Raw genomic sequence first — 20,353 nt, forward strand, 5'->3', positions numbered from 1 at the left:
GAGATGACCATGTCGCCGACCGTCGTCATCACCGGTGCCAGCGCGGGGATCGGGCGGGCCACCGCCCGCCTGTACGCCAGGCGCGGTGCCGACGTCGTGCTGATCGCGCGTGGCAAGGGTGGCCTGGAGGAGGCGGCGGACGAGGTCGCGGCCCTCGGCGGACGACCGCTGGTCCAGGTCGCCGACGTGGCCGACCCGGCGCTCGTGGAAGCGGCCGCCGACGCCGCCGAAGAGACGTTCGGACCCATCGACGTCTGGATCAACTGCGCCTTCTCCACGGTGTTCGCGCCCTTCGAGGAGATCACCGCCGAGGAGTTCGAGCGGGTCACCAAGGTGACCTACCTCGGGTTCGTCAACGGCACCCGCTCGGCGCTCAAGCGGATGCTGCCCCGAGACAGGGGCACGGTCGTGCAGGTCGGCTCCGCGCTCGGGGAGCGGGCGATCCCGCTGCAGGCCGCCTACTGCGGCGCCAAGCACGCCATCAACGGCTTCACGTCCTCCCTGCGCACCGAACTGCTGCACCGCGGGAGCCATGTGCACATCACCGTCGCCCAGATGCCCGCGGTCAACACGCCCCAGTTCCAGTGGGTGCGCTCCCGGCTGTCCGAGCACCCCATGCCGGTGCCGCCGATCTACCAGCCGGAGGTCGCCGCACGGGGCGTGGCGTACGCGGCCGACCATCCGCGCCGCAAGCAGTACTACGTCGGCGCCACCACGGTGGCCACCGTCTGGGCGAACCGTCTCGCCCCGGCCCTGCTCGACCGGTACCTGGCCCGCACCGGCTTCGGCTCCCAGCAGACCGACAGCGTCCCGCCCGCCGGCCTGGACAACCTTTTCGAGCCGGCCGACCGTGAGCCCACCGACGACCAGGGCGCCCACGGCGCCTTCGACGACAGCTCCCACGCCCGCTCCTGGCAGGAGATCCTGGTCCGGCACCCCGCCGCCACGGCCGTCGGCGCGGGCGCCGCCGTGCTGGGTGCCGTACGCGGCATCCGCCGACTGACCTCGTGATCCGCATAGGCTGACCGTGTGCGCCTCCTCCTCATGTCCGACACTCACCTCCCGAAGCGCGCCAAGCGGCTCCCGGAGCCGCTCCTCGCCGAACTCCAGCGGGTGGACGTGGTGTTCCACGCCGGGGACTGGGTCGACGTGGCCACCCTCGACCTGTTGGAGAGCCGCAGCCGCCGGCTGATCGCGGTCTACGGCAACAACGACGGCCCCGAGCTGCGCGCCCGCCTCCCCGAGGTGGCGTACGCCGAACTGGGCGGCCTGCGCTTCGGCGTGGTGCACGAGACCGGCCCGGCGCAGGGCCGCGAGGCCCGCTGCGCCGCCCGCTTCCCGGACCAGGACGTGCTGGTCTTCGGGCACAGCCACATCCCCTGGGACACCGTCGCCCCCGGCGGGCTGCGGCTGCTCAACCCCGGCTCCCCGACCGACCGCCGCCGCCAGCCGCACTGCACCTACCTGACGGCGACCCTCGCCGACGGCGCGCTCACGGACGTGACCCTGCATCGCCTGCCCCAGCGGTAGCCGGGCTGTGGCACCATGCCGGGACGATCTCCAGTTCCGGCATACTCGCCGTCGTACCCGACGGCCGCCTCGCCGACGAGAGCCAGCCCGTCCTCGGGCTGCCCGGCGCCCTGGAACTGCGCCCCTGGCGGCTGGACGACGCCGACGCCGACGCCCTGCTCAGCGCCGGACAGGACCCGTCGATCAGCCAGTGGAACCTCTTCTCCGTCGGCAGCCGCGAGGAGGCCCGCGGCCGGATCGACCGCCTGCGCCGGCGCCGCCCGGCCGAGACCGGCGTCATCTGGGCCGCCGCCGCGCTCGGCGGCGCGCCCGTCGGGCTCGCCGGCCTCAACGACGTCGACCTCGCGGCCGGCTCCGCCGAAGTCGCCATCGCCGCGGTGCCCGGCGAGCGCTCCGGACCGGCCTCCGCCGTCAACATCACCGCGCGCCAGACCGGCGGCGCCATCGGCATCGCGGTGGCCGGCACGATCGCCGGACAGCCCGGCGACCAGGACCGCTTCCTGCGCGGATTCCAGGCCGTCGCCCTGGGCTCAGCCTGCCTCTACGCGGTCACGGCCGCTCTCGCCCCGGCACTGCTGCCAGGAGCCCTGCCATGGACCCGCGGGCGTGCGGACGACCAGGGAGGAACAGGCCTGTCCGACCCTCTCCGTCCGCGCCACGTGGGTCCTATCGCCGCCGGGCCGCCCGACCGGAGCCCGCGCGGCTCCGCCGACGCAGACACACGGCCACCAGGACGACCACGGCAACCGCCGCCACCGCGACGGCGGCCCGCTTGGCCACCGGCAACCCGGCCGTACGCAGCAGGTCGAGCGGCTCCGGCTCCTGCGGGGCGGGCGGCACCTGTTCCTCCGCGGAGGACGGGGCGGACCGTTCGCCCAGCCGCTCGGCGAGGCAGGCCGCGAACTGTCCCACCAGCCGGTCGCCCACCTCCGCCAGTACCCCGCGCCCGAACTGCGCCGGCCGTCCGGTCACCGTCAGATCGGTGCGCACCGACACCGCCGTACCGCCGTCGCGCTCGCTCAGCGTGCCGGTGACCGTCGCCCTGGCCGTGCCCTGCCCCCGGGTCTCCCGGCCGCTGGCCACCAGCACCATCCGGTGCGCCGCCGCGTCCTGCTCCTCGAAGACCGCGGTGCCCCGGTAGGTCACCGTGACCGGCCCGACCTTCACCTTCACCGAACCGGTCACGGTCTTGCCGTCGTACTCCTCCACCGCCGCGCCCGGCAGACACGGCGCCACGCGCTCGATGTCGAGGAGCGCGTGCCAGGCGTCGTCGACCGGGACGGGGACGGTGAACTCGTGGTGCAGCTCCATGACTTCCTCCTCGCATCTCAGGACGTGGCGGCCGGGTGGATCGCGCCGGCGGTCGTGGTCAGGGGCGCGCCGCTGCCGCCCCAGCGCAGGGCGACGATCTCGCCGGCGACGGACACGGCGACCTCCTCCGGCGTACGGGCCCCGAGGTCGAGCCCGAGCGGCGAGCGCAGCCGGGCCAGTTCGGCCTCGGTCAGCCCGGCCTCGGTCAGCCGGATGCGCCGCTCGTCGTGGGTACGGCGGCTGCCCATCGCCCCGATGTAGGCGGCCGGCCGGCGCAGCGCCTCCTCCAGCAGCGGCACGTCGAACTTCGGGTCGTGGGTGAGGACGCAGATCACCGTGCGATCGTCGGTGTCCGTGCCCTGCAGATAGCGGTGCGGCCACTCGACGACGACCTCCACGCCGGCCGGGAACCGCTTGGGCGTGGCGAAGACCGGTCGGGCGTCGCACACGGTGACCCGGTAGCCGAGGAAGTCACCGATGCGGGCCACCGCGGCCGCGTAGTCGATCGCGCCGAAGACCAGCATGCGCGGGGGCGGGGCGAACGACTGCAGGAACACGGTGACGGCGTCCTCGCGGCGCTCCCCGTGCGCCCCGTAGTGCCTGAGGGCGGAGGCGCCGAGGGCGAGTTCGCCGCGCGCGTCGGCCGTGACCGCGACATCGAGCCCGGACGCGCCGAGCGTGCCGGTCACGGTGTCCGGCCAGACCGCGAGGGCGGCCCCGCGCGGGGCCGGCCCGTCGACCACCGTGGCCACGGTCACCGGTTCACCCGTGCCGACCGACTCGGCGACCGCCCCGAACGCGGGATCCGTGGCGGGGGTCACGGGCCGCACCAGCAGCGTGATCTCGCCGCCGCAGGTGAGCCCGACCGCGAACGCGTCCTCGTCGCTGTACCCGAAGGTCTCCAGCCGCGCCTCGCCGCTCGCCACGACCTCCTGGGCGAGCTCGAACACCGCGCCCTCCACACAGCCCCCGGACACGCTCCCCACGACCTCGTCGTCGGGACCCACCGCCATGGCGGCGCCGGGCCCGCGCGGTGCGCTGCGGCTGACCCCGACGACCGTGGCGAGCCCGAACGGGATCCGGGCCGCGTACCAGCGCTCCAGCGCCGGCAGAATCTCACGCACGCTGCGCTCCTTTCACCAGGTCCTCTGCGGCCGTCGCCCCGCGTACCACCGCCGCCAGCCGTTCGAGTGCCGCGAGGCTGTGCCCCTCGACGAAGGCGTCCACGCTGGGCAGGGCCGCCGCCATCCCGGCGGCCAGCGGCGCGTAGCCGGGGCGGGCCTTGCGCGGGTTGGCCCAGACCACCTGGTGGGCCAGGGCGTGCAGACGGCGCATCTGCGCCCCGAGCAGCTCCGGATCGCCGCGCTCCCAGCCGTCCGAGAGCAGCACGACGACCGCCCCGCGCGCCATGCCGCGCTGCCCCCAGCGGTTCAGGAACTCGCGCAGCAGTTCGCCCAGCCGGGTGCCGCCGCGCCAGTCGGGCACGGCCGCCGCGAGGGCCGTCATGGCCAGGTCCGGGTCGCGGTGGGCGAGTTCGCGGGTCACCCGGGTCAGCCGGGTGCCGATGGTGAACACCTCGGTGCGGCCGCCGCGCACCGCCGCGTGCGCGAACCGCAGCAGCGCGTCGGCGTACGGTGCCATCGAGCCGCTCACGTCGACGAGCAGGACGACCCGGCGGGGCCGCTCCACGCGCGCGTGCCGCCGCAGCCGGGCGGGTTCCCCGCCGCGCCGCAGCAGTTCCCGCACGGTGCGGCGCGGGTCGACGTCCCCGCGCCGGGCGGGCCGCCGCCGCGCGGAGCGCCGGGTCTGCCCGTGCAGCGCGAACGCGGCGAGCAGACGGCGCAGCTGCGCACGTTCCACGGCGTTCAGCTCGCCGACGTCGCGATGCCGCAGCACCTCGGCGGAACTGGCGAGCGTGGCGGTGGGCGGACCCGACGGCTCGCTCTCACCCGGCCCGGGCGGGGCGCCTGACGCCTCCCGGGCGACGAGCCTGAGCCGGGGTGGGGGAGTGGCCGGCACGGAGCGCGGCGCGGACTCGCCGGGCGCCCCGAAGTACGCGGCGAACACCCTCTCGTACCGCTCCAGGTCGTCGTGCCCGCCGCACAGCGTCGCCCGCCCCGCCCAGTACACGTCCGCCCGCATCCCGGGCCGCAGCACGTCCACGGCGCGCAGAAAGGCGTACAGCCGCTCGGAACTGGCCTCGAGGCCCGCCGCCCGCAACGCCCGCACAAAGCCGACCAGCACGGCATCGGCCCGAAACGCCCGAGCCCCCGCGTCGGACGGCCGACGCGCCGCCGACACGGGCTCCGCCCCGGCCGGCTCGGCATCCCCTGTCCACGGCCGGTTCGCCCCACCCATGGCATCCGCCTCGACCGGTTCGGCACCGGTGCCGGGCGCTCCCGGGGCGCTGCCTCTCTCGGCGGTGGCGTCCGTGCCGGACGGTTCGTCCGCCTCCGCTCCGGTCGGCTGGCCTTGTCCACCCGTCGTTTTCGCCTCGTCCGGTTCGGCACCGGTGCCGGGCGCTCCCGGGGCGCTGCCTCTCTCGGCGGTGGCGTCCGCGCCGGACGGTTCGGCCCCCGCCGAGGTCGGTCGGCGTGCCTTGTTCGCGGGATCGATCCCGGCCGGCTCGGCCTCCGCTCGAGAGGGCCGTCCCGCCCCGCCCGCCGCGTCCTCCCCGGCTCCGGCGCCAGGCGTTCGGCCCTCCGTGGTCGTGAGGTCGGCCCCGAGCGGGTCTGCATCCGCACCCGGCGTCCGGTCGGCGGCGCCGCGTGTCGGGCGTGCCCGGCTCTCGCCACCCGCCCCTGGGGAAGTGCCGCCGGCCCCGGACGGCTCGGCCCCCGCCGAGGAGCGTCGGCGTGCGCTGTTCGGGGGACCCGTCCCGGCCGGACCGGCATCGCCTGTCGGTGGTGGTCGGTCCGCCCCGGTCACGGCATCCGTCTCCGTCGGACGGGCCGCTCCGTTTCCGCTGGTGGTCATCGCCGTCACGCTCCCCGGGACGCCAGGACCGCCGCCAGATCGAGTCCCCGTGCCCGGTCCGCGTCCTCCCGGTACTTGAGGACCGATCCCAGTGTCGTCACTGCCAGTTCGGCGTCCACCTCGCTCGCGCCCAGTGCGTGCAGGGCCTCGGCCCAGTCGATCGTCTCGGCCACTCCGGGCGGCTTGAGCAGGTCCGCGCCGCGCAGAGTCTGCACCAGCGCGGTGACCTGTTCGGCCAGCCGCGCCGACACCTCGGGCAGCCGGCTGCGCACGATGGCCAGTTCGCGCGCGAACGAGGGATGGTCGAACCAGTGGTAAAGGCACCGCCGTTTCAGCGCGTCGTGCACCTCGCGGGTCCGGTTCGAGGTCAGCACGACCACCGGCGGCCGCTCGGCCCGCAGCGTGCCCAGCTCGGGGATCGTGACGGAGTACTCCGACAGCAGCTCCAGCAGGAACGCCTCGAACTCGTCGTCGGCCCGGTCGATCTCGTCGACCAGCAGCACCGACGGCTGAGTCTGCAGCGCCCGCAGCAGCGGCCGGGCGATCAGGAAGCGCAGGTCGTACAACTCGCTCTCGAGCCGGTCCGCGTCCGTGATCCCGACAGCCTCGGCCGCCCTCAGGTGCAGCAGCTGGCGCGGGAAGTCCCAGTCGTACAAAGCCTGGGAGGCGTCGATGCCCTCGTGGCACTGCAGCCGGATCAGCGGCGCGCCGAGTGCCTCGGCCAGTGCGGCCGCGAGCGCGGTCTTGCCCACGCCCGCGTCGCCCTCGCAGAACAGCGGCCGGTGCAGCCTCAGCGCCAGGAAGCAGGTGACGGCCAGCCCTTCGTCGACGAGGTACCCCGTCTCCTCCAGACGGGCCCGCACCTGCTCCGGGTCGTCCATCCGGGTGATCGGCGCTCACCCCATTCCGGTGGCGGTCAGCACCGCCCGCCTGGTCAGCACCCGCGCGAGGTGCTCCCGGTACTCGGGCGAGGCCGACAGGTCCTGCGAGGGCCGTGCGCCCTCGGCCGCCGCCTCGGCGGCCCGTGCCACCGCCTCGGGACCGTCGGCGCCGGACAGCGCCTCCTCGGCCGCCGTGGCCCGCAGCGGGGTCGAGCCCATGTTGGTCAGCCCGATGCGCGCCTCGGCGATGTGCCCGTCGTCGCGCCGCACCAGCGCCGCGACACCGACGATGGCCCAGGACTGGGCGACGGGATGGAACTTCTCGTAGTGGAAGTCCCAGCCGTCCTTCTTGGGCACCCGCACCTCGATCAGCAGCTCGTCGGGCGCCAGCGCCGACGTCAGGTAGTCGACGAAGAACTCCCGCGCCGGGATCGTGCGCCTGCCGCCCGGTCCCGCGACGACCAGTTCGGCGTCCAGGGCCAGGGCCACGGCGGGCAGGTCACCGGCCGGGTCGGCGTGCGCGAGCGAGCCGCCGAGGGTGCCCCGGTGCCGTACGGCGGGATCGGCCACCGTGGCCGTCGCCTCCGCCAGCAGGCCGGCGTGCCGGCGCACCAGCGGGTCGTGGACCACCTCGTGATGCGTGGTCATGGCCCCGATGACGAGGGTGTCGCCGTCCTCGCGGACCCCACGCAGCTCCGGGATCCGGCCGACGTCCACGACCAGCTCCGGGAAGGCCAGCCGCAGCCGCAGCAGCGGCAGCAGGCTCTGCCCGCCGGCCAGCACCTTCGCCTCCTCGCCCGCGCCGGCGAGCGCGCGCACGGCCTCGTCCACGCTCGTCGGACGGCTGTACTCGAACGCGGGGGGAATCATGCCGAACCCTCCTTACCCGACTGACCTGTCTCGCCGTACTGACCGATGTCCCCGGACTGCGCGGCCTGCCCGGACTGACCGGACTGTGCCGGGCCCGTCCCGCCGGCCGCTTCGCCCGCGTCGCCCGCACCGGTCCTGGCCGCCCGGACGGCCTGCCACACCCTGTGCGGCGAACACGGCATCCGTACGTCCTGCACGCCGAGCGGCCTGAGGGCGTCCATCACGGCGTTCACCACGGCCGGCGTCGAGGCGATGGTCCCGGCCTCTCCGACGCCCTTGACCCCCATGGAGTTGTCGACCGCCGGGGTCTCGGTCCGGTCGGTGACGAAGTCCGGCAGGTCCGCCGCCGACGGCACCAGGTAGTCGGCCATGGTGCCGGAGACCAGGTTGCCCTCGTCGTCGTACACCGCCTCCTCGAACAGCGCCTGCGCGATGCCCTGCGCCAGCCCGCCGTGCACCTGGCCCTCGACGATCATCGGGTTGACGACCCGGCCGACGTCGTCGACGCAGACGTACGAGCGGATCCGGGTCTTGCCGGTCTCCGTGTCGACCTCGACCGCGCACAGGTGGGTGCCGTGCGGGTAGGAGAAGTTCTCCGGGTCGACCACCGTCTCGGCGTTGATGGACGGTTCGACACCGTCGGGCAGGTCGTGCGAGGTGAACGTCTCGAAGGCGATCTCCTGGATGGTCTTGCGCGCCTCCGGGGAGCCCTTGACGGAGAACGCGCCGTCCCGGAACTCCAGGTCCTGCTCGCTCGCCTCCAGCAGGTGCGCGGCGATCTTCCGCGCCTTGTCCACCACCTTCGTGGCCGCCCGGTGCACGGCCTCGCCACCGACGGCCAGCGAACGCGAGCCATAGGTGTCCATGCCCTGGGGGGCCGCCCTGGTGTCGCCGTGCACGACCTCGACGTCCTCGAACGGCACGCCCAGCACGTCGGCGGCGATCTGGCTCCAGCAGGTCACGTGGCCCTGCCCGTGCGGGCTGGTGCCGGTGACCACCTCGACCTTGCCGGTGGGAAGCATGCGGATGGCGGCCGCCTCCCAGCCGCCGGCCCCGTACCTCAGGTCGCGCAGTACCCGGCTCGGTGCGAGGCCGCACATCTCGGTGAAGGTCGACACTCCGATGCCGAGGCGTACGGTGTCGCCGCGTTCGTTGCGCTTGCGCTGCTCGGCGCGCAGTTCGTCGTAGCCGAACAGGGCGAGGGCCTTGTCGGTGGCCGCCTCGTAGTTGCCGCTGTCGTAGGTCAGCCCGGCGATGGTGGTGAAGGGGAACTCCTCGTGCCGGATCCAGTTGCGGCGCCGTACCTCCACGGGATCCAGGCCGAGTTCGACGGCCAGCTCGTCCATGGTCCGCTCGATGGCGAACGTGGCCTCCGGGCGGCCGGCCCCGCGGTAGGCGTCGGTCGGGGTCCGGGTGGTGAAGACGCCGGTGCAGTTGAACTCGTAGGCGTCCATCTTGTAGATCGCCGGGTACATGAAGGCGCCGAGGAGCGGGATGCCCGGGGTGACGAGCATCAGGTAGGCGCCCATGTCGGCGATCAGGTCCACCTTCAGGCCGAGCAGCCTGCCCTCGCGGGTGGCGGCGACCTCGATGTCCTGGATCATGCCGCGGCCGTGGTGGGTGGCGAGGTAGCCCTCGGAGCGGGACTCGGTCCACTTCACCGGGCGACCGAGCTTGCGTGCCACCGCCAGGGCGAGGGCCTCCTCCCCGTACACCTGGAGCTTGGAGCCGAAGCCGCCGCCCACGTCCGGGGCAACCACGCGGAGCTTGTGCTCGGGGACACCCGTGACCGTCGCCAGCATGATCCGCAGGATGTGCGGGATCTGGGTCGCCGAATAGACGGTGTACTCGCCGGACGCGGCCAGCGGGGTGACGACCACCGCGCGGGGCTCCATGGCGTTGGGGATCAGCCGCTGCTGGTGGTAGCGGCGCTTCACGGTCACCTCGGCGCGTTCGCGCACCGCCTCGAAGCTCTCGCCGGTGGCGAGCGGCCAGGTGTAGCAGCGGTTCGTGCCCTTGTCGGCGTGGACCAGCGGCGCGCCCTCGGCGAGCGCGGCCTCCAGGTCGAGGACCGGGGGCAGCGGGTCGTAGTCGACCTCGACGGCCTCCAGCGCGTCGGCGGCCGTGTACCGGTCGCGGGCCACCACGACCGCCACCGGGTCGCCGGCGTAGCGGACCTCGTCCACGGCGATCGGCGGGTGGTCGGGCAGCACGATGTCCTCGGTCACCTGCCAGGCGCAGGGCAGCGAGCCCAGCCCCTCGGCGAGATCGGCGCCGCTGAACGCGGCGATCACACCGGGCCGTTCCCGGGCGGGGGAGACGTCGATGCGGGCGATGCGGGCGTGGGCCATCGGACTGCGCAGGATGGCCATGTGCAGCAGCCCGGTGACCTGGATGTTGTCGGTCCAGTTGGTCTGGCCCGTGATCAGCCGGGCGTCCTCCTTGCGCAGCCGGGAGCGGCCGACCTCGTGTTCGACGGCCTGGTCGGTCATGCCGTGACCTCCTCGGTGACCTCTTGCCCGGAAGTGACTTCCTGCCCGGCGGCGGCGAGCACCGCGCGGACGATGTTCTGGTAACCCGTGCACCGGCAGAGGTTGCCCTCCAGGGCCTCGCGGACCTCCTCGGAGGTGGGGTGAGGGTTCTCGCGCAGCAGATCGCGCGCGGCCATGATCATTCCGGGGGTGCAGTAGCCGCACTGCAGACCGTGTCGCTCGTGGAAGGCGCGCTGCAGCGGTGTCCACTCGCCGTCCTGGGCCAGCCCCTGGATCGTGGTGACTTCGCTGCCGTCCGCCTGTACGGCGAGCACCGAGCAGCTCTTCACGGTCGCTCCGTCCAGGTCGACCGTGCACGCGCCGCAGTTGGAGGTGTCGCAGCCGATCGGGGTGCCGGTCAGGCCGAGGCGGTCGCGCAGGTAGTGGGCCAGGAGGAGACGGGGTTCCACGTCGTCCTCGTACGTCGTGCCGTCCACGTTCACCTTGATGTGGGTCATGTGCCCTCCAGGACCGTGCGGGCAGGGGCAGGGAAATCAGCCACCAGTACGTGATGTACGTCACTCTAAGACCGCGCCCTGGAGGCGGCGAGCGCTGCGACACGCATCTGTTGAGCATTAATCCATTGCTGTCGCGGGTACGGCCCTGCTGCACTGCTCGGGACCCGACGTCACACAGAGAGGACCGGCGATGCGCGCTGCGTGCATGTCCACCGAGGAAGGAACCCACCCCATGCCGAAGGACATCACGCTCAGTGCATCTGCTCAATCTCGGAATTCTCGCGCATGTCGACGCCGGTAAGACCAGCCTGACCGAACGGCTGCTGCACTCGGCCGGAGTCACCGACGAGATCGGAAGCGTCGACCGGGGAAGCACCCGGACCGACACGCTCGCGCTGGAGCGGCAGCGCGGCATCACCATCAAGTCCGCGGTCGTCTCCTTCCCGCTCGACTCGGTGACCGTCAACCTCATCGACACCCCCGGTCACCCCGACTTCATCGCCGAGGTGGAGCGGGTGCTCGGTGTGCTCGACGGCGCCGTCCTGGTCGTCTCGGCCGTCGAGGGCGTCCAGGCGCAGACCCGCATCCTCATGCGCGCCCTGCGCCGGCTGCGCATTCCGACCCTCCTCTTCGTCAACAAGATCGACCGGCGCGGTGCGCGTGGTGCGTCCGTGCTGGGCGAGATGGCCCGCCGGCTCGCCGTACTGCTCGTCCCCATGGGGACGGCCACCGCCCTCGGCACCGGCGCCGCCCGCTTCGCCCCCGGGCTCGGCCCGGACGCGCTGGACGCGCTCGCCGACCACGACGACGGGCTGCTCACCGCCTACGTGTCCGGCGCTGTCTCCGACGGTCGCCTCCGCACCGCCCTGGCCGCCCAGACCCGGCAGGCCCTGGTCCACCCCGTCTACTTCGGGTCCGCCATCACCGGCGCCGGGGTGCACGAGCTGATCAACGGGATCGAACGGCTGCTGCCTCCCGCCGAAGGCGACCCGGGCGGTCCGCTCTCCGGCACGGTGTTCAAGGTGGAGCGCGGCCCGGCGGGACAGAAGATCGCCTACGCGCGGATCTTCTCCGGCGCCCTGCGCGTACGCGACCGCGTCGCGTTCGGGGACGGTCGCGAGGAGGGCAGGATCACGGCGCTGTCCGTCTTCGACCAGGGCGGCGACGCCCGGCAGGACGACGTCGGCGCGGGCCGGATCGTCAAGGTGTGGGGACTCGGCGGCATCCGGATCGGCGACGCGCTGGGCACGCCCGGCCGGGTGTACGAGCACCACTTCGCGCCGCCGACCCTGGAGACCGTCGTCGGCCCGGGGCCCGGCGCGGACCGGCGCTCCCTGCACATCGCGCTCACCCAGCTGGCCGAACAGGACCCCCTCATCGGCGTCCGCCACGACGAGCTGCGGGGCGAGACCTCCGTCTCCCTCTACGGCGAGGTGCAGAAGGAGGTCATCCAGGCCACCCTCGCCGACGAGTACGGTCTGGACGTCACCTTCCGGGAGACCACCACCCTGTGCATCGAGCGGCCGGTGGGCAGCGGAGCGGCCGTGGAGTTCAACAAGAAGGACGCCAACCCCTTCCTCGCCACCGTCGGCCTGCGCGTCGACCCGGCCCCGACCGGCTCGGGCGTGGGGTTCCGCCTGGAGGTGGAGCTGGGCTCCATGCCGTACGCCTTCTTCAAGGCCGTGGAGGACACCGTGCGCGAGGCCCTCGGGCAGGGACTGCACGGCTGGCAGGTCACCGACTGCACCGTCACCATGACCCACTCCGGGTACTCGCCCCGGCAGAGCCACGCCCACCAGGGGTTCGACAAGAGCATGTCGAGCACCGGCTACGACTTCCGCGGCCTGACCCCGCTCGTCCTGATCGAGGCACTGCGCCGGGCGCGCACCCTGGTGCACGAGCCGATGCACCGGTTCCGCATCGAGGCCCCGGCCGACACGCTGGGCGCCCTGCTGCCGGTGCTGGCCCGGCTGGAGGCGGTGCCGGAGAGCACCGGGGCGGACGGCACGGCCGGTGTCCTGGAGGGCGCGGTGCCCGCCGCCCGGGTCCATGAGCTGGGCCGGCGGCTGCCGGGGCTCACCCGGGGCGAGGGGGAGCTGGAGACCGCCTTCGACCACTACGCGCCCGTCACCCGTGGCCCGCTGCCCGAGCGGCCGCGCACCGACCACAACCCGCTGAACCGGAAGGAGTACCTGCTGAACGTGACGCGCCGGACGGGCGACTGAGCGGCACCGGCTGACTGTCAGTCAACTTACTGGCGAGTCAGCAGTATTGACGCTGCCCCGGCGGCATCGGACTGTGGTGTACATGTCCACCGTCAGGGCGCGTCTGCTTCTTGTCCCGGTCGTCCTCTGCGGACTCCTGACGGTGGCGGGCGCCCCGCCCGCCACCGCCGCCACCCCCTCCGACTCCCTCTGGTTCGACGGCGCCCCGCTCACCGTCCGGAACGGCCGCTTCACCGACGGCCAGGGGCGCGAGATCGTGCTGCGCGGCTACAACGTCTCCGGCGAGGCCAAACTGGAGGAGAACGGCGGCCTGCCCTTCGCCTCGGTCGCCGACGCCCGGAAGTCGGCGGCCGCGCTGCGCGCCCAGGGCGGCGGCAACGCGGTCCGCTTCCCGCTCTCCTGGGCGCACGCCGAACCGGTGCGCGGCCGGGTGGACACGGCCTATCTGGCCGCGGTCACCGACCAGATGCGTGCCTTCCTGGACGCCGGCATCAAGGTCTACCCCGACTTCCACCAGGACCTGTACTCCCGGTACCTGTTCGACTCCGGCAGCTGGTACACGGGCGACGGCGCCCCCAAGTGGGCCGTCGACGCCGGGAGTTATCCGAAGGAGTTCTGCGGCATCTGCCTCTTCTGGGGCCAGAACATCACCCAGAACGCGGCCGTGCAGAGCGCCCAGTACGACTTCTGGCACAACGCGCACGGTCTGCAGGACGCCTTCCTCGCCACGGCGCAGACGGCCATGGCGTATCTCCAGCAGCACCTGGCCGGCGAGGAGTTCGCGGGCGTCGTCGGCTTCGACCCGTACAACGAGCCGTACGCGGGCGGCTACGACTCCGGGCAGACCTCCCGCACCTGGGAACGCGACCTGCTCTGGCCGTTCTACGTGAGGTTCCGCGCCCGCATGGACGCCGCCGGCTGGCAGGACAAACCCGCCTTCGTCGAGCCCAACCTCTTCTGGAACGCGAACATCTCCACCCAGAAGCAGGAGGGCGGACTGCTGGACGCGGGCACCCTCGGCCCGGCGTACGTCTTCAACACCCACTTCTACGACCAGAAGGCCATCTCCGGGATCCTGATGTGGGGCAAGGCGGCCGACGGCCAGTACGCCTCCGACTTCGGCACCGTCCGCGACCGCGCCTCGGCCGCCGGGACGGCCGCCGTGGTCAGCGAGTTCGGGCACCCGTTGTCCGGCACGGTGTCCGACAAGGCGCCCACCGTGCTCAAGGCCATGTACCAGGCGCTCGACTCCCGCGTCCGCGGCGCGAGTTGGTGGAGCGCCCCGGCCGCATCCGGCCCGGTCCTCTCCGGTTCGCAGTGGCAGTGGGACCTCTACAGCGGCCGCCACCACGAGTTGATGAACGGCAACCGCGACAAGGTGCTCACCGCCGGCGACGCCTGGAACGACGAGGACCTCTCCGCCGTGCGGCTCGACGACTCCGGGAACGCCGCCCTGCGCCAGGACGCCCGGCTGCTCGACCGGATCTATCCGAGCGCCACCGCGGGCTCGGCCCTCGCCTTCACCTACGAGGACCGGTCCCGGGACGGCTCGACCACCCTGACCTGGAACCCGGTGCCGAGTTCGCTGCCGAACGTGGCGCGGCTGGTGGGCTCGGGACAGTACGGGCTGCTCGTGTGGCGTTCCGGCGGCGGCACGGCACCGACCGAACTGCATCTGCCGGCCTCCTTCCCCACCTCGGCGACGACCGTCGTCTCCGATCTGGGCACGGCCTGGGCACCCCCGGCCTACACCGCCTCGACCCCGGTCGGCGTGGCCGCCGAGCCGGGCGGCACCGGCAGCCGCCGGCTGCTGCTCACCGACGCGGACTCCGGCGTGCCGCACTACGCCCTGGTGACCAACGGGGCCACCGCGCCCTCGGCGGACCTGCTGAGCGCGGCGCGGTCCGAGCTGGCCGCGTGGACGGCGGCGCACTTCTGACCGGCGCACGGCCTCCGGAACCGCCCGGAGGCCGTGCGCTCGTCAACTTCCCGACGGCCCGCTCCAGTCGGCCTGCACATGCCCCAGCCGGACGCGCTGCGGATGGTCGCCGACCGGGATCGAGAGGACCTTCCGGCCCGTGGCGAAGTCGATCGCCGTGACCTGGTCGGCCCCGCTCTCGGAGACGATGCAGTCCTTGCCGTCGCCGCTGACCGTGGCCCAGTACGGCTTGGACGTGGTGACGAGCGGACCCTCCTGGAGGGTGGCGCGGTCGACCACCGTGGCGTAGTCGTCCATGGTGCCGGCGACACACAGTTTGCTGCCGTCGGGGTTCATCGAGATGCCGTGGTGACGTGAGTCGTTGACCCAGGTCGTGCGGTCCTCGCTGGTCGCCGGATTCTTCGGCAGCGTCTTGACCCGGGTGATCCGGTCGGAGGCGACGTCGTACTCCAGGAACCCGTTGAAGAAGGACACCTGGAAGTACAGCTTCGACTCGTCGGGGGAGAAGACGGCCGGGCGCACGGCGTCGGAGAAGTCCTTCAGCCCGATCGCGTCCAGCCGCTGGCGCATGTCGATGACCTTGACCTGCTTGTACGTGGTCGCGTCCACGACCGTGATGTGCCGGTCGCCCTTCGTCCAGTCCCAGGCCGGGTCGTCCAGGGCGGTGTTGACGTCCCCGATGGCCATGTTCCAGATGTACTTGCCGTCCCTGGTGAAGATGTTCTCGTGCGGCTTGTCGCCGGTCGCGAACGACCCCAGTTGTTTCCCGGTGACGATGTCCAGCACGTGCACGGTGTTGGCGGTCGAGGCGGAGACCGCCACCCGGGTGCCGTCCGGCGAGACCGCCATGTGGTCCGCGCGGTAACCGGACACCGGGAAACGCCAGTTGATCCGCCCGGTGGCCAGATCGATCGAGACCACGTCGGCGAAGCTCGGGCGCGACACCACGACCGACTTCCCGTCGGGGGTGGAGTACATGTCGTCGGCGAACTGGTCGTGGCCCTCGCCGACGCTGTTGCGGATCGCCATGAAGTAGATCCACTTGATGGGGTCCGCGTTGATCTCCGCCATCCGCTGGTCCTTGTCCGGGACGACGTTGATCCGGCCGACCTTCGCGAAGTCACCGGAGGACCTGATGACATCGGCGGTGCCGTCCCAGTTGTTGCCGACGAACAGCACCTCGCGCAGGCCGGGGGCCTCGGACGCGGCGGTCGCGGCGGAGGCGGCGGTCGCGGGGCCCGCGACTGTCAGGACGAGGGCGGCGGCCACGGAGCAAAGGTGCCTGGTTCTGGAGGCAGGCATGACTGCTCTCTTTCCTCGGGGAGATCTGAACACGGGTGCTTTCACAGTGAACTTACTGAAAAGTAAGGAGGGGGCGGGCTTCTCGACAAGATGTGTGCACGACAAGATTGGGATCCGGTGGGTGAGGGAGGGGGCAGGGGTGGCGGGCAGGCTCAGGGCGCCGACGGGCCGCTACGGCGGCAGATCCGCCGAGGAGCGGCAGGCCGAGCGGCGCCGCCGTTTCCTGGAGGCGGCGCTGCGGCTGTTCGGAGACGGCCCGGGCTTCCGCGCGACGACGGTCGCCGCGCTGAGCCAGGCGGCGGGCCTGTCCACCCGGCAGTTCTACGAGGAGTTCCGCACCCTGGAGGACGTGCTCGCCGCGCTGCACCTGGAGGTCAACGGCTGGGCCGAGCAGGCGGTGCTGGACGCGCTCGCGGCGGCGCAGGGTCTGCCACTGGCCGAGCGGGTCGCCGTGCTGTTCCGCGCCTACGCCCGCGACGTCACCTCCGACCCGCGCCGGATCCGCATCGCCTTCGTGGAGATCATCGGTGTCAGCCCGGAGCTGGAGGAGCAGCGGCTCGCCCGCCGGGCGCGCTGGGTCGACCTGATCCGCTCCGAGGCCGACGCGGCGGTGGCCCGCGGGGAGGCGGCACCGCGCGACTACCGCCTCGCGGCCACGGCCTTCATCGGCAGCGTCAACGGCCTGCTGCACGACTGGAGCGCGGGCTGGGTGGACGCGAGCCTGGACGACGTCGTCGACGAACTCGTCCGCCAACTGCTCGGCACCCTGCGCCCGGAGGGCTGGCGCCCCGGGCCGCTCTGACCCGGACCCGCCGGGTCGCCGCCGGTAGGGGCCGCCGGCCGTGACCCCGGCGGCCGCGCCGCTCGGCGCGCGCGATCGGCCCGGAGCTGGTCTGCTGGTTGAGGGGCCTATGTACCCGTTCTCCGGAGACACGCATGAGTACTTATCGAGTCGCGCAGGTGACCGCCCCGAACGGCACGTTCGAGCTGGTTGAGCGAGAGGTGCCGCAGCCGGGACCCGGCGAGGTGAGGGTCGCCGTGGAGGCGTGCGGGATCTGCCACAGTGACGCGCTGTTCGTGAGCGGCGGACTACCGGGCGTGTCGTTCCCGGAGGTGCCCGGGCACGAGATCGCCGGGCACATCGAGGAACTGGGTCAGGGAACGCACGACCACGGGTGGCGGGTCGGCGACCGGGTGGCGGTCGGCTGGTTCGGCGGCAGCTGCGGCCACTGCCGTCCCTGCCGGGAGGGCGACTTCGTCGTCTGCCCGAACCTGAAGGTCCCGGGGTGGGCCTACGACGGAGGCTTCGGCGAGAAGGTCGTCGTGCCCGTCGACGCCCTGGCGCGGATCCCCGAGGGGCTGGCGGCGGTCGACGCCGGGCCGATGGCCTGCGCGGGCGTGACGACGTACAACGGACTGCGGCGCAGCTCCGCCCGGCCCGGAGACCTGGTCGCCGTGCTCGGTCTCGGCGGCCTCGGCCACCTCGGGGTGCAGTACGCGGTCGCGATGGGCTTCGAGACCGTGGGGATCGCCCGCGGTCCCGAGAAGGCCGACTTCGCCAAGCAGCTCGGCGCCCACCACTACGTCGACAGCACCTCCGGCACCCCGGTGGCCGAGGCCCTGCAGTCGCTCGGGGGCGCCAAGGTCGTCCTGGCCACCGCCGGAAACTCCGAGGCCATCACATCCACCGTGGAAGGCCTGGCCCACCGCGGAGAGCTGGTGGTCATCGGCGCGGACACCGAACCCCTCGGCATCACCCCGGTCCAGCTGCTGTTGAGCGGCCGTGTCGTCCGCGGCCACCCCTCCGGCACCTCGCAGGACGTCGAGGACACCATGGCCTTCGGCGCCCTGCACAACATTCGCCCGATGACCGAGATCGTGCCGCTGGAGCGCGCGGACGAGGCGTACCAGAAGATGCTCGCCGGCAGGGCCCGCTTCCGGATGGTGCTCTCCTACGGCTGACGTGTCAGCCGCCCAGCGCGTTCACCGCGTCCAGTACCGGCGTGACCCCGTCCTCGGCCCGGATCCGCTCCCCGAGCACCCGGGCCCGGGCGCGGTACGACGACGCGCGCGTCGCCCGCAGCAGCGCCGCGGACAGGGCCTCGACGGTCAGCCGGCGCAGCGGTACGGCGGTCGGGGCGACGCCCAGGGCCACCAGCCGGGCGGCCCAGAATCCCTCGTCGAACTGGATCGGCACCGGCACCGCGGGCACCCCGGCGCGCAGACCCGCCGCCGTCGTGCCCGCCCCGGCGTGGTGGACCACGGCGGCCATCCTCGGGAACAGCACCGAGTGCGGCACCTCGCCGACGGTCAGCATGTCGTCGCCGTCCGCCGCGAGGCCGCCCCAGCCGCGCTGGATCACCCCGCGCAGCCCGGCCCGCCGCAGCGCCGCCACGACCTGCGCACTGAGCCGGCCGGAGTCCGGGACGGTGGCGCTGCCCAGCCCGACGAACACCGGCGGCGGACCCGCCTCGATGAAGTCCCGCAAGCGTGACGGCAGTTCGGGCTCGGCGTCGTACGGCCACCAGTAACCGCACACACCGAGACCCGGCCGCCAGTCCCTGGGCCGGGGCACGATCAGCGGGCTGAAGCCGTGCTGTACCGGCCACAGCCGCCGCTCCCGGGTGCGCCGTGCGGTTCCGGTCCCGACCGGGGGCAGCCCGAGGCGGGCACGGACCGCGGGTACGGTGGCGGCGAAGACGTGTTCCACGGCTAGGTTCACACCGTGTCCGGCGAGCCGGTTGCCCGCCGCCCCCAAGGACCCGCCGCCGAGCACCGGAGGAGCGAACTCCCGGGTAGGGGCGAGGGGTTGCAGATAGAGGCCCATGCTCGGCAGTCGCAGCCCCTCGGCGACGGTGTGCCCGAGCGGCGCCAGCGAGGCCGACAGCAGCAGGACGTCGCTGTGCCGCGCCGCCGCCACCAGGTCGTCGGTCATCCGCCCGACCAGCCGCCGGGCCAGCTCGACCACCCGCACCAGCTTTCCGGCGCCGCTGGCGCTGCGGTGCAGTCCCCGGCCCCGAGCCGACTCAAGCTCCGCGCGCGGATCGACCGGCAGCGCGTGGAACCGCACCCCGGAGCCGGCCACGAGCGGCTCGAAGCACCCGTGTGTGACCAGGGTGACCTCGTGCCCGGCGCCCCTGAGCCGGTGACCCAGTCCGGTGTACGGGGCCACGTCGCCCCGGGATCCCGCCGTCATGATCGCAATCCGCACGAGGGCCAGTATGGCCGGACGGCGGCGACTACGGCCGCACGGCGGCCCGCGAGGCTCCGAGGACTTGCCCGCCGCCTCAGGCGGCGGCGAGCACCAGCAGGACCGCCGCTGCCGGCAGGGCACAGCCCAGCACGCACCAGGCCACCAGTCGCCGGCGCAGCGTGCGGTACCTGCTCTCGTAGGTGTGGCGCAGTTCCTCGGCGCGTTCGGCGGTGCGCCGCCACGAGGTGCGGGCCAGGGCGAGGTACTCCGTCTCGAAGTGCCGCTCCAGATCGTCCCGCTGGGTGTCGGTGAGCCGGCCGAGGCGGGAGGAGAAGCGGGCCGCCGCCGTACGGCCCTCCTCCCGTGCGGCGGCGAGCAGCAGGTGGCCCTCGACCTCCTGGACCAGCGCCCTCTCGTCCCCGGTGCTCATCGCGCGGCCAACTCCCGCGGCCGGTCGTGCGGGTCCGGATGGTGCAGGTCGAACGCCGGGGATTCGCTGCGGATCCGCGGCAGGGTGAGGAAGTTGTGTCGCGGGGGAGGGCAGGAGGTCGCCCACTCCAGTGAACGGCCGTAGCCCCACGGGTCGTCCACGCCGACCGGCTTGCCGTACTTGGCCGTCTTCCACACGTTGTAGAAGAACGGGAGCATGGACGAGCCCAGCAGGAACGAGGAGATCGTCGACACCGTGTTGAGCGTCGCGAACCCCTCGACCGCCAGGTAGTCGGGGATCCGGCGCTGCATGCCCTCGGCACCGAGCCAGTGCTGGACCAGGAACGTGCCGTGGAAGCCGATGAACAGCGTCCAGAAGGTGATCTTGCCGAGCCGCTCGTCGAGCATCTTCCCCGTGAACTTCGGCCACCAGAAGTGGAATCCGGCGAACATCGCGAAGACGACCGTGCCGAAGACGACGTAGTGGAAGTGGGCCACCACGAAGTAGCTGTCCGAGATGTGGAAGTCGATGGGCGGCGAGGCGAGCATCACACCGGTCAGCCCGCCGAAGACGAACGTGACGAGAAAGCCCATGACCCAGAGCATCGGTGTTTCGAAGGACAGACTGCCCTTCCACATCGTGCCGATCCAGTTGAAGAACTTCACACCGGTCGGGACGGCGATCAGGAACGTCATGAAGGAGAAGAA

The 20,353-nt window shown here is 72.9% G+C and carries 17 protein-coding genes and 1 pseudogene; 7 read left to right on the forward strand and 11 right to left on the reverse strand.

Going from position 1 to position 20,353, the window contains the following annotated elements; translation table 11 throughout:
• Positions 1-9 precede the first annotated feature (9 nt).
• The 3 genes and pseudogenes from AC07CM_RS22950 to AC07CM_RS22960 all read left to right on the forward strand — a co-directional run.
• Positions 10-1,011, forward strand: coding sequence for an SDR family oxidoreductase (locus AC07CM_RS22950; protein WP_478878317.1), 1,002 nt, complete (start codon positions 10-12; stop codon positions 1,009-1,011).
• 18 nt (positions 1,012-1,029) lie between these two features.
• The gene (locus tag AC07CM_RS22955) at positions 1,030-1,530 is read left to right on the forward strand and encodes a metallophosphoesterase family protein (RefSeq protein ID WP_478878290.1); all 501 of its coding nucleotides are present in this window, start codon (positions 1,030-1,032) and stop codon (positions 1,528-1,530) included.
• A gap of 155 nt (positions 1,531-1,685) precedes the next feature.
• Positions 1,686-1,847: pseudogene (locus AC07CM_RS22960) on the forward strand (GNAT family N-acetyltransferase); the annotation flags it as partial.
• A 349-nt stretch (positions 1,848-2,196) separates the two neighbouring features.
• Here AC07CM_RS22960 and AC07CM_RS22965 read toward each other — a convergent pair.
• From AC07CM_RS22965 to AC07CM_RS22995, 7 genes are all read right to left on the reverse strand, one after another.
• Positions 2,197-2,841 carry an SRPBCC family protein gene (locus AC07CM_RS22965; protein WP_478878291.1) on the reverse strand — a complete coding sequence of 215 codons (645 nt, stop codon included), beginning with the start codon at positions 2,839-2,841 and terminating at the stop codon, positions 2,197-2,199.
• Positions 2,842-2,858: 17 nt separating this feature from the next.
• Positions 2,859-3,965: an XdhC family protein gene (locus tag AC07CM_RS22970; RefSeq protein ID WP_478878292.1), complete on the reverse strand. Its 1,107-nt coding sequence runs from the start codon at positions 3,963-3,965 to the stop codon at positions 2,859-2,861.
• On the reverse strand, positions 3,958-5,085 hold the full coding sequence (locus tag AC07CM_RS22975; RefSeq protein WP_478878293.1) for a vWA domain-containing protein: 1,128 nt from the start codon (positions 5,083-5,085) through the stop codon (positions 3,958-3,960). Before AC07CM_RS22975 ends, AC07CM_RS22970 begins: the two co-directional genes overlap by 8 nt.
• 737 nt (positions 5,086-5,822) lie before the next feature.
• Positions 5,823-6,698: an AAA family ATPase gene (locus tag AC07CM_RS22980; RefSeq protein WP_478878294.1), complete on the reverse strand. Its 876-nt coding sequence runs from the start codon at positions 6,696-6,698 to the stop codon at positions 5,823-5,825.
• Positions 6,699-6,713: 15 nt separating this feature from the next.
• The gene (locus tag AC07CM_RS22985; protein WP_478878295.1) at positions 6,714-7,568 is read right to left on the reverse strand and encodes an FAD binding domain-containing protein; all 855 of its coding nucleotides are present in this window, start codon (positions 7,566-7,568) and stop codon (positions 6,714-6,716) included.
• A complete protein-coding gene (locus tag AC07CM_RS22990) occupies positions 7,565-10,060 on the reverse strand; it encodes a xanthine dehydrogenase family protein molybdopterin-binding subunit (RefSeq protein WP_478878296.1) in 2,496 nt (831 codons plus the stop codon). Before AC07CM_RS22990 ends, AC07CM_RS22985 begins: the two co-directional genes overlap by 4 nt.
• Complete coding sequence (locus tag AC07CM_RS22995) at positions 10,057-10,557, reverse strand: (2Fe-2S)-binding protein (RefSeq protein ID WP_478878297.1); 501 nt, start codon at positions 10,555-10,557, stop codon at positions 10,057-10,059. Before AC07CM_RS22995 ends, AC07CM_RS22990 begins: the two co-directional genes overlap by 4 nt.
• Before the next feature lie 254 nt (positions 10,558-10,811).
• Here AC07CM_RS22995 and AC07CM_RS23000 point away from each other — a divergent pair, with 254 nt between their 5' ends.
• Complete coding sequence (locus AC07CM_RS23000) at positions 10,812-12,782, forward strand: GTP-binding protein (protein WP_478878298.1); 1,971 nt, start codon at positions 10,812-10,814, stop codon at positions 12,780-12,782.
• 82 nt (positions 12,783-12,864) lie between these two features.
• A complete protein-coding gene (locus tag AC07CM_RS23005; RefSeq protein ID WP_478878299.1) occupies positions 12,865-14,721 on the forward strand; it encodes a cellulase family glycosylhydrolase in 1,857 nt (618 codons plus the stop codon).
• Between the two features lie 42 nt (positions 14,722-14,763).
• Here the strand turns inward: AC07CM_RS23005 and AC07CM_RS23010 are convergent, their stop codons facing one another.
• Complete coding sequence (locus tag AC07CM_RS23010; RefSeq protein ID WP_478878300.1) at positions 14,764-16,023, reverse strand: YncE family protein; 1,260 nt, start codon at positions 16,021-16,023, stop codon at positions 14,764-14,766.
• A gap of 139 nt (positions 16,024-16,162) precedes the next feature.
• On the opposite strand from AC07CM_RS23010, the gene AC07CM_RS23015 reads away from it, so the two are divergent.
• Together AC07CM_RS23015 and AC07CM_RS23020 are read left to right on the forward strand one after the other, a co-directional pair.
• Positions 16,163-16,825: a TetR/AcrR family transcriptional regulator gene (locus AC07CM_RS23015; protein WP_478878301.1), complete on the forward strand. Its 663-nt coding sequence runs from the start codon at positions 16,163-16,165 to the stop codon at positions 16,823-16,825.
• A gap of 134 nt (positions 16,826-16,959) precedes the next feature.
• The gene (locus tag AC07CM_RS23020) at positions 16,960-17,985 is read left to right on the forward strand and encodes an alcohol dehydrogenase (RefSeq protein ID WP_478878302.1); all 1,026 of its coding nucleotides are present in this window, start codon (positions 16,960-16,962) and stop codon (positions 17,983-17,985) included.
• Positions 17,986-17,989: 4 nt separating this feature from the next.
• On the opposite strand, the gene AC07CM_RS23025 is transcribed toward AC07CM_RS23020, so the two are convergent.
• The 3 genes from AC07CM_RS23025 to AC07CM_RS23035 form a co-directional block, all read right to left on the reverse strand.
• Positions 17,990-19,219: a glycosyltransferase gene (locus AC07CM_RS23025; protein WP_478878318.1), complete on the reverse strand. Its 1,230-nt coding sequence runs from the start codon at positions 19,217-19,219 to the stop codon at positions 17,990-17,992.
• Positions 19,220-19,310: 91 nt separating this feature from the next.
• On the reverse strand, positions 19,311-19,646 hold the full coding sequence (locus AC07CM_RS23030) for a hypothetical protein (protein ID WP_478878303.1): 336 nt from the start codon (positions 19,644-19,646) through the stop codon (positions 19,311-19,313).
• Positions 19,643-20,353: cytochrome c oxidase subunit I (locus AC07CM_RS23035; protein ID WP_478878304.1), on the reverse strand; the 711-nt coding region annotated here is incomplete at its 5' end. The genes AC07CM_RS23035 and AC07CM_RS23030, both read right to left, overlap by 4 nt.

It is taken from the genome of Streptomyces sp. NPDC044061, from assembly GCF_056434305.1.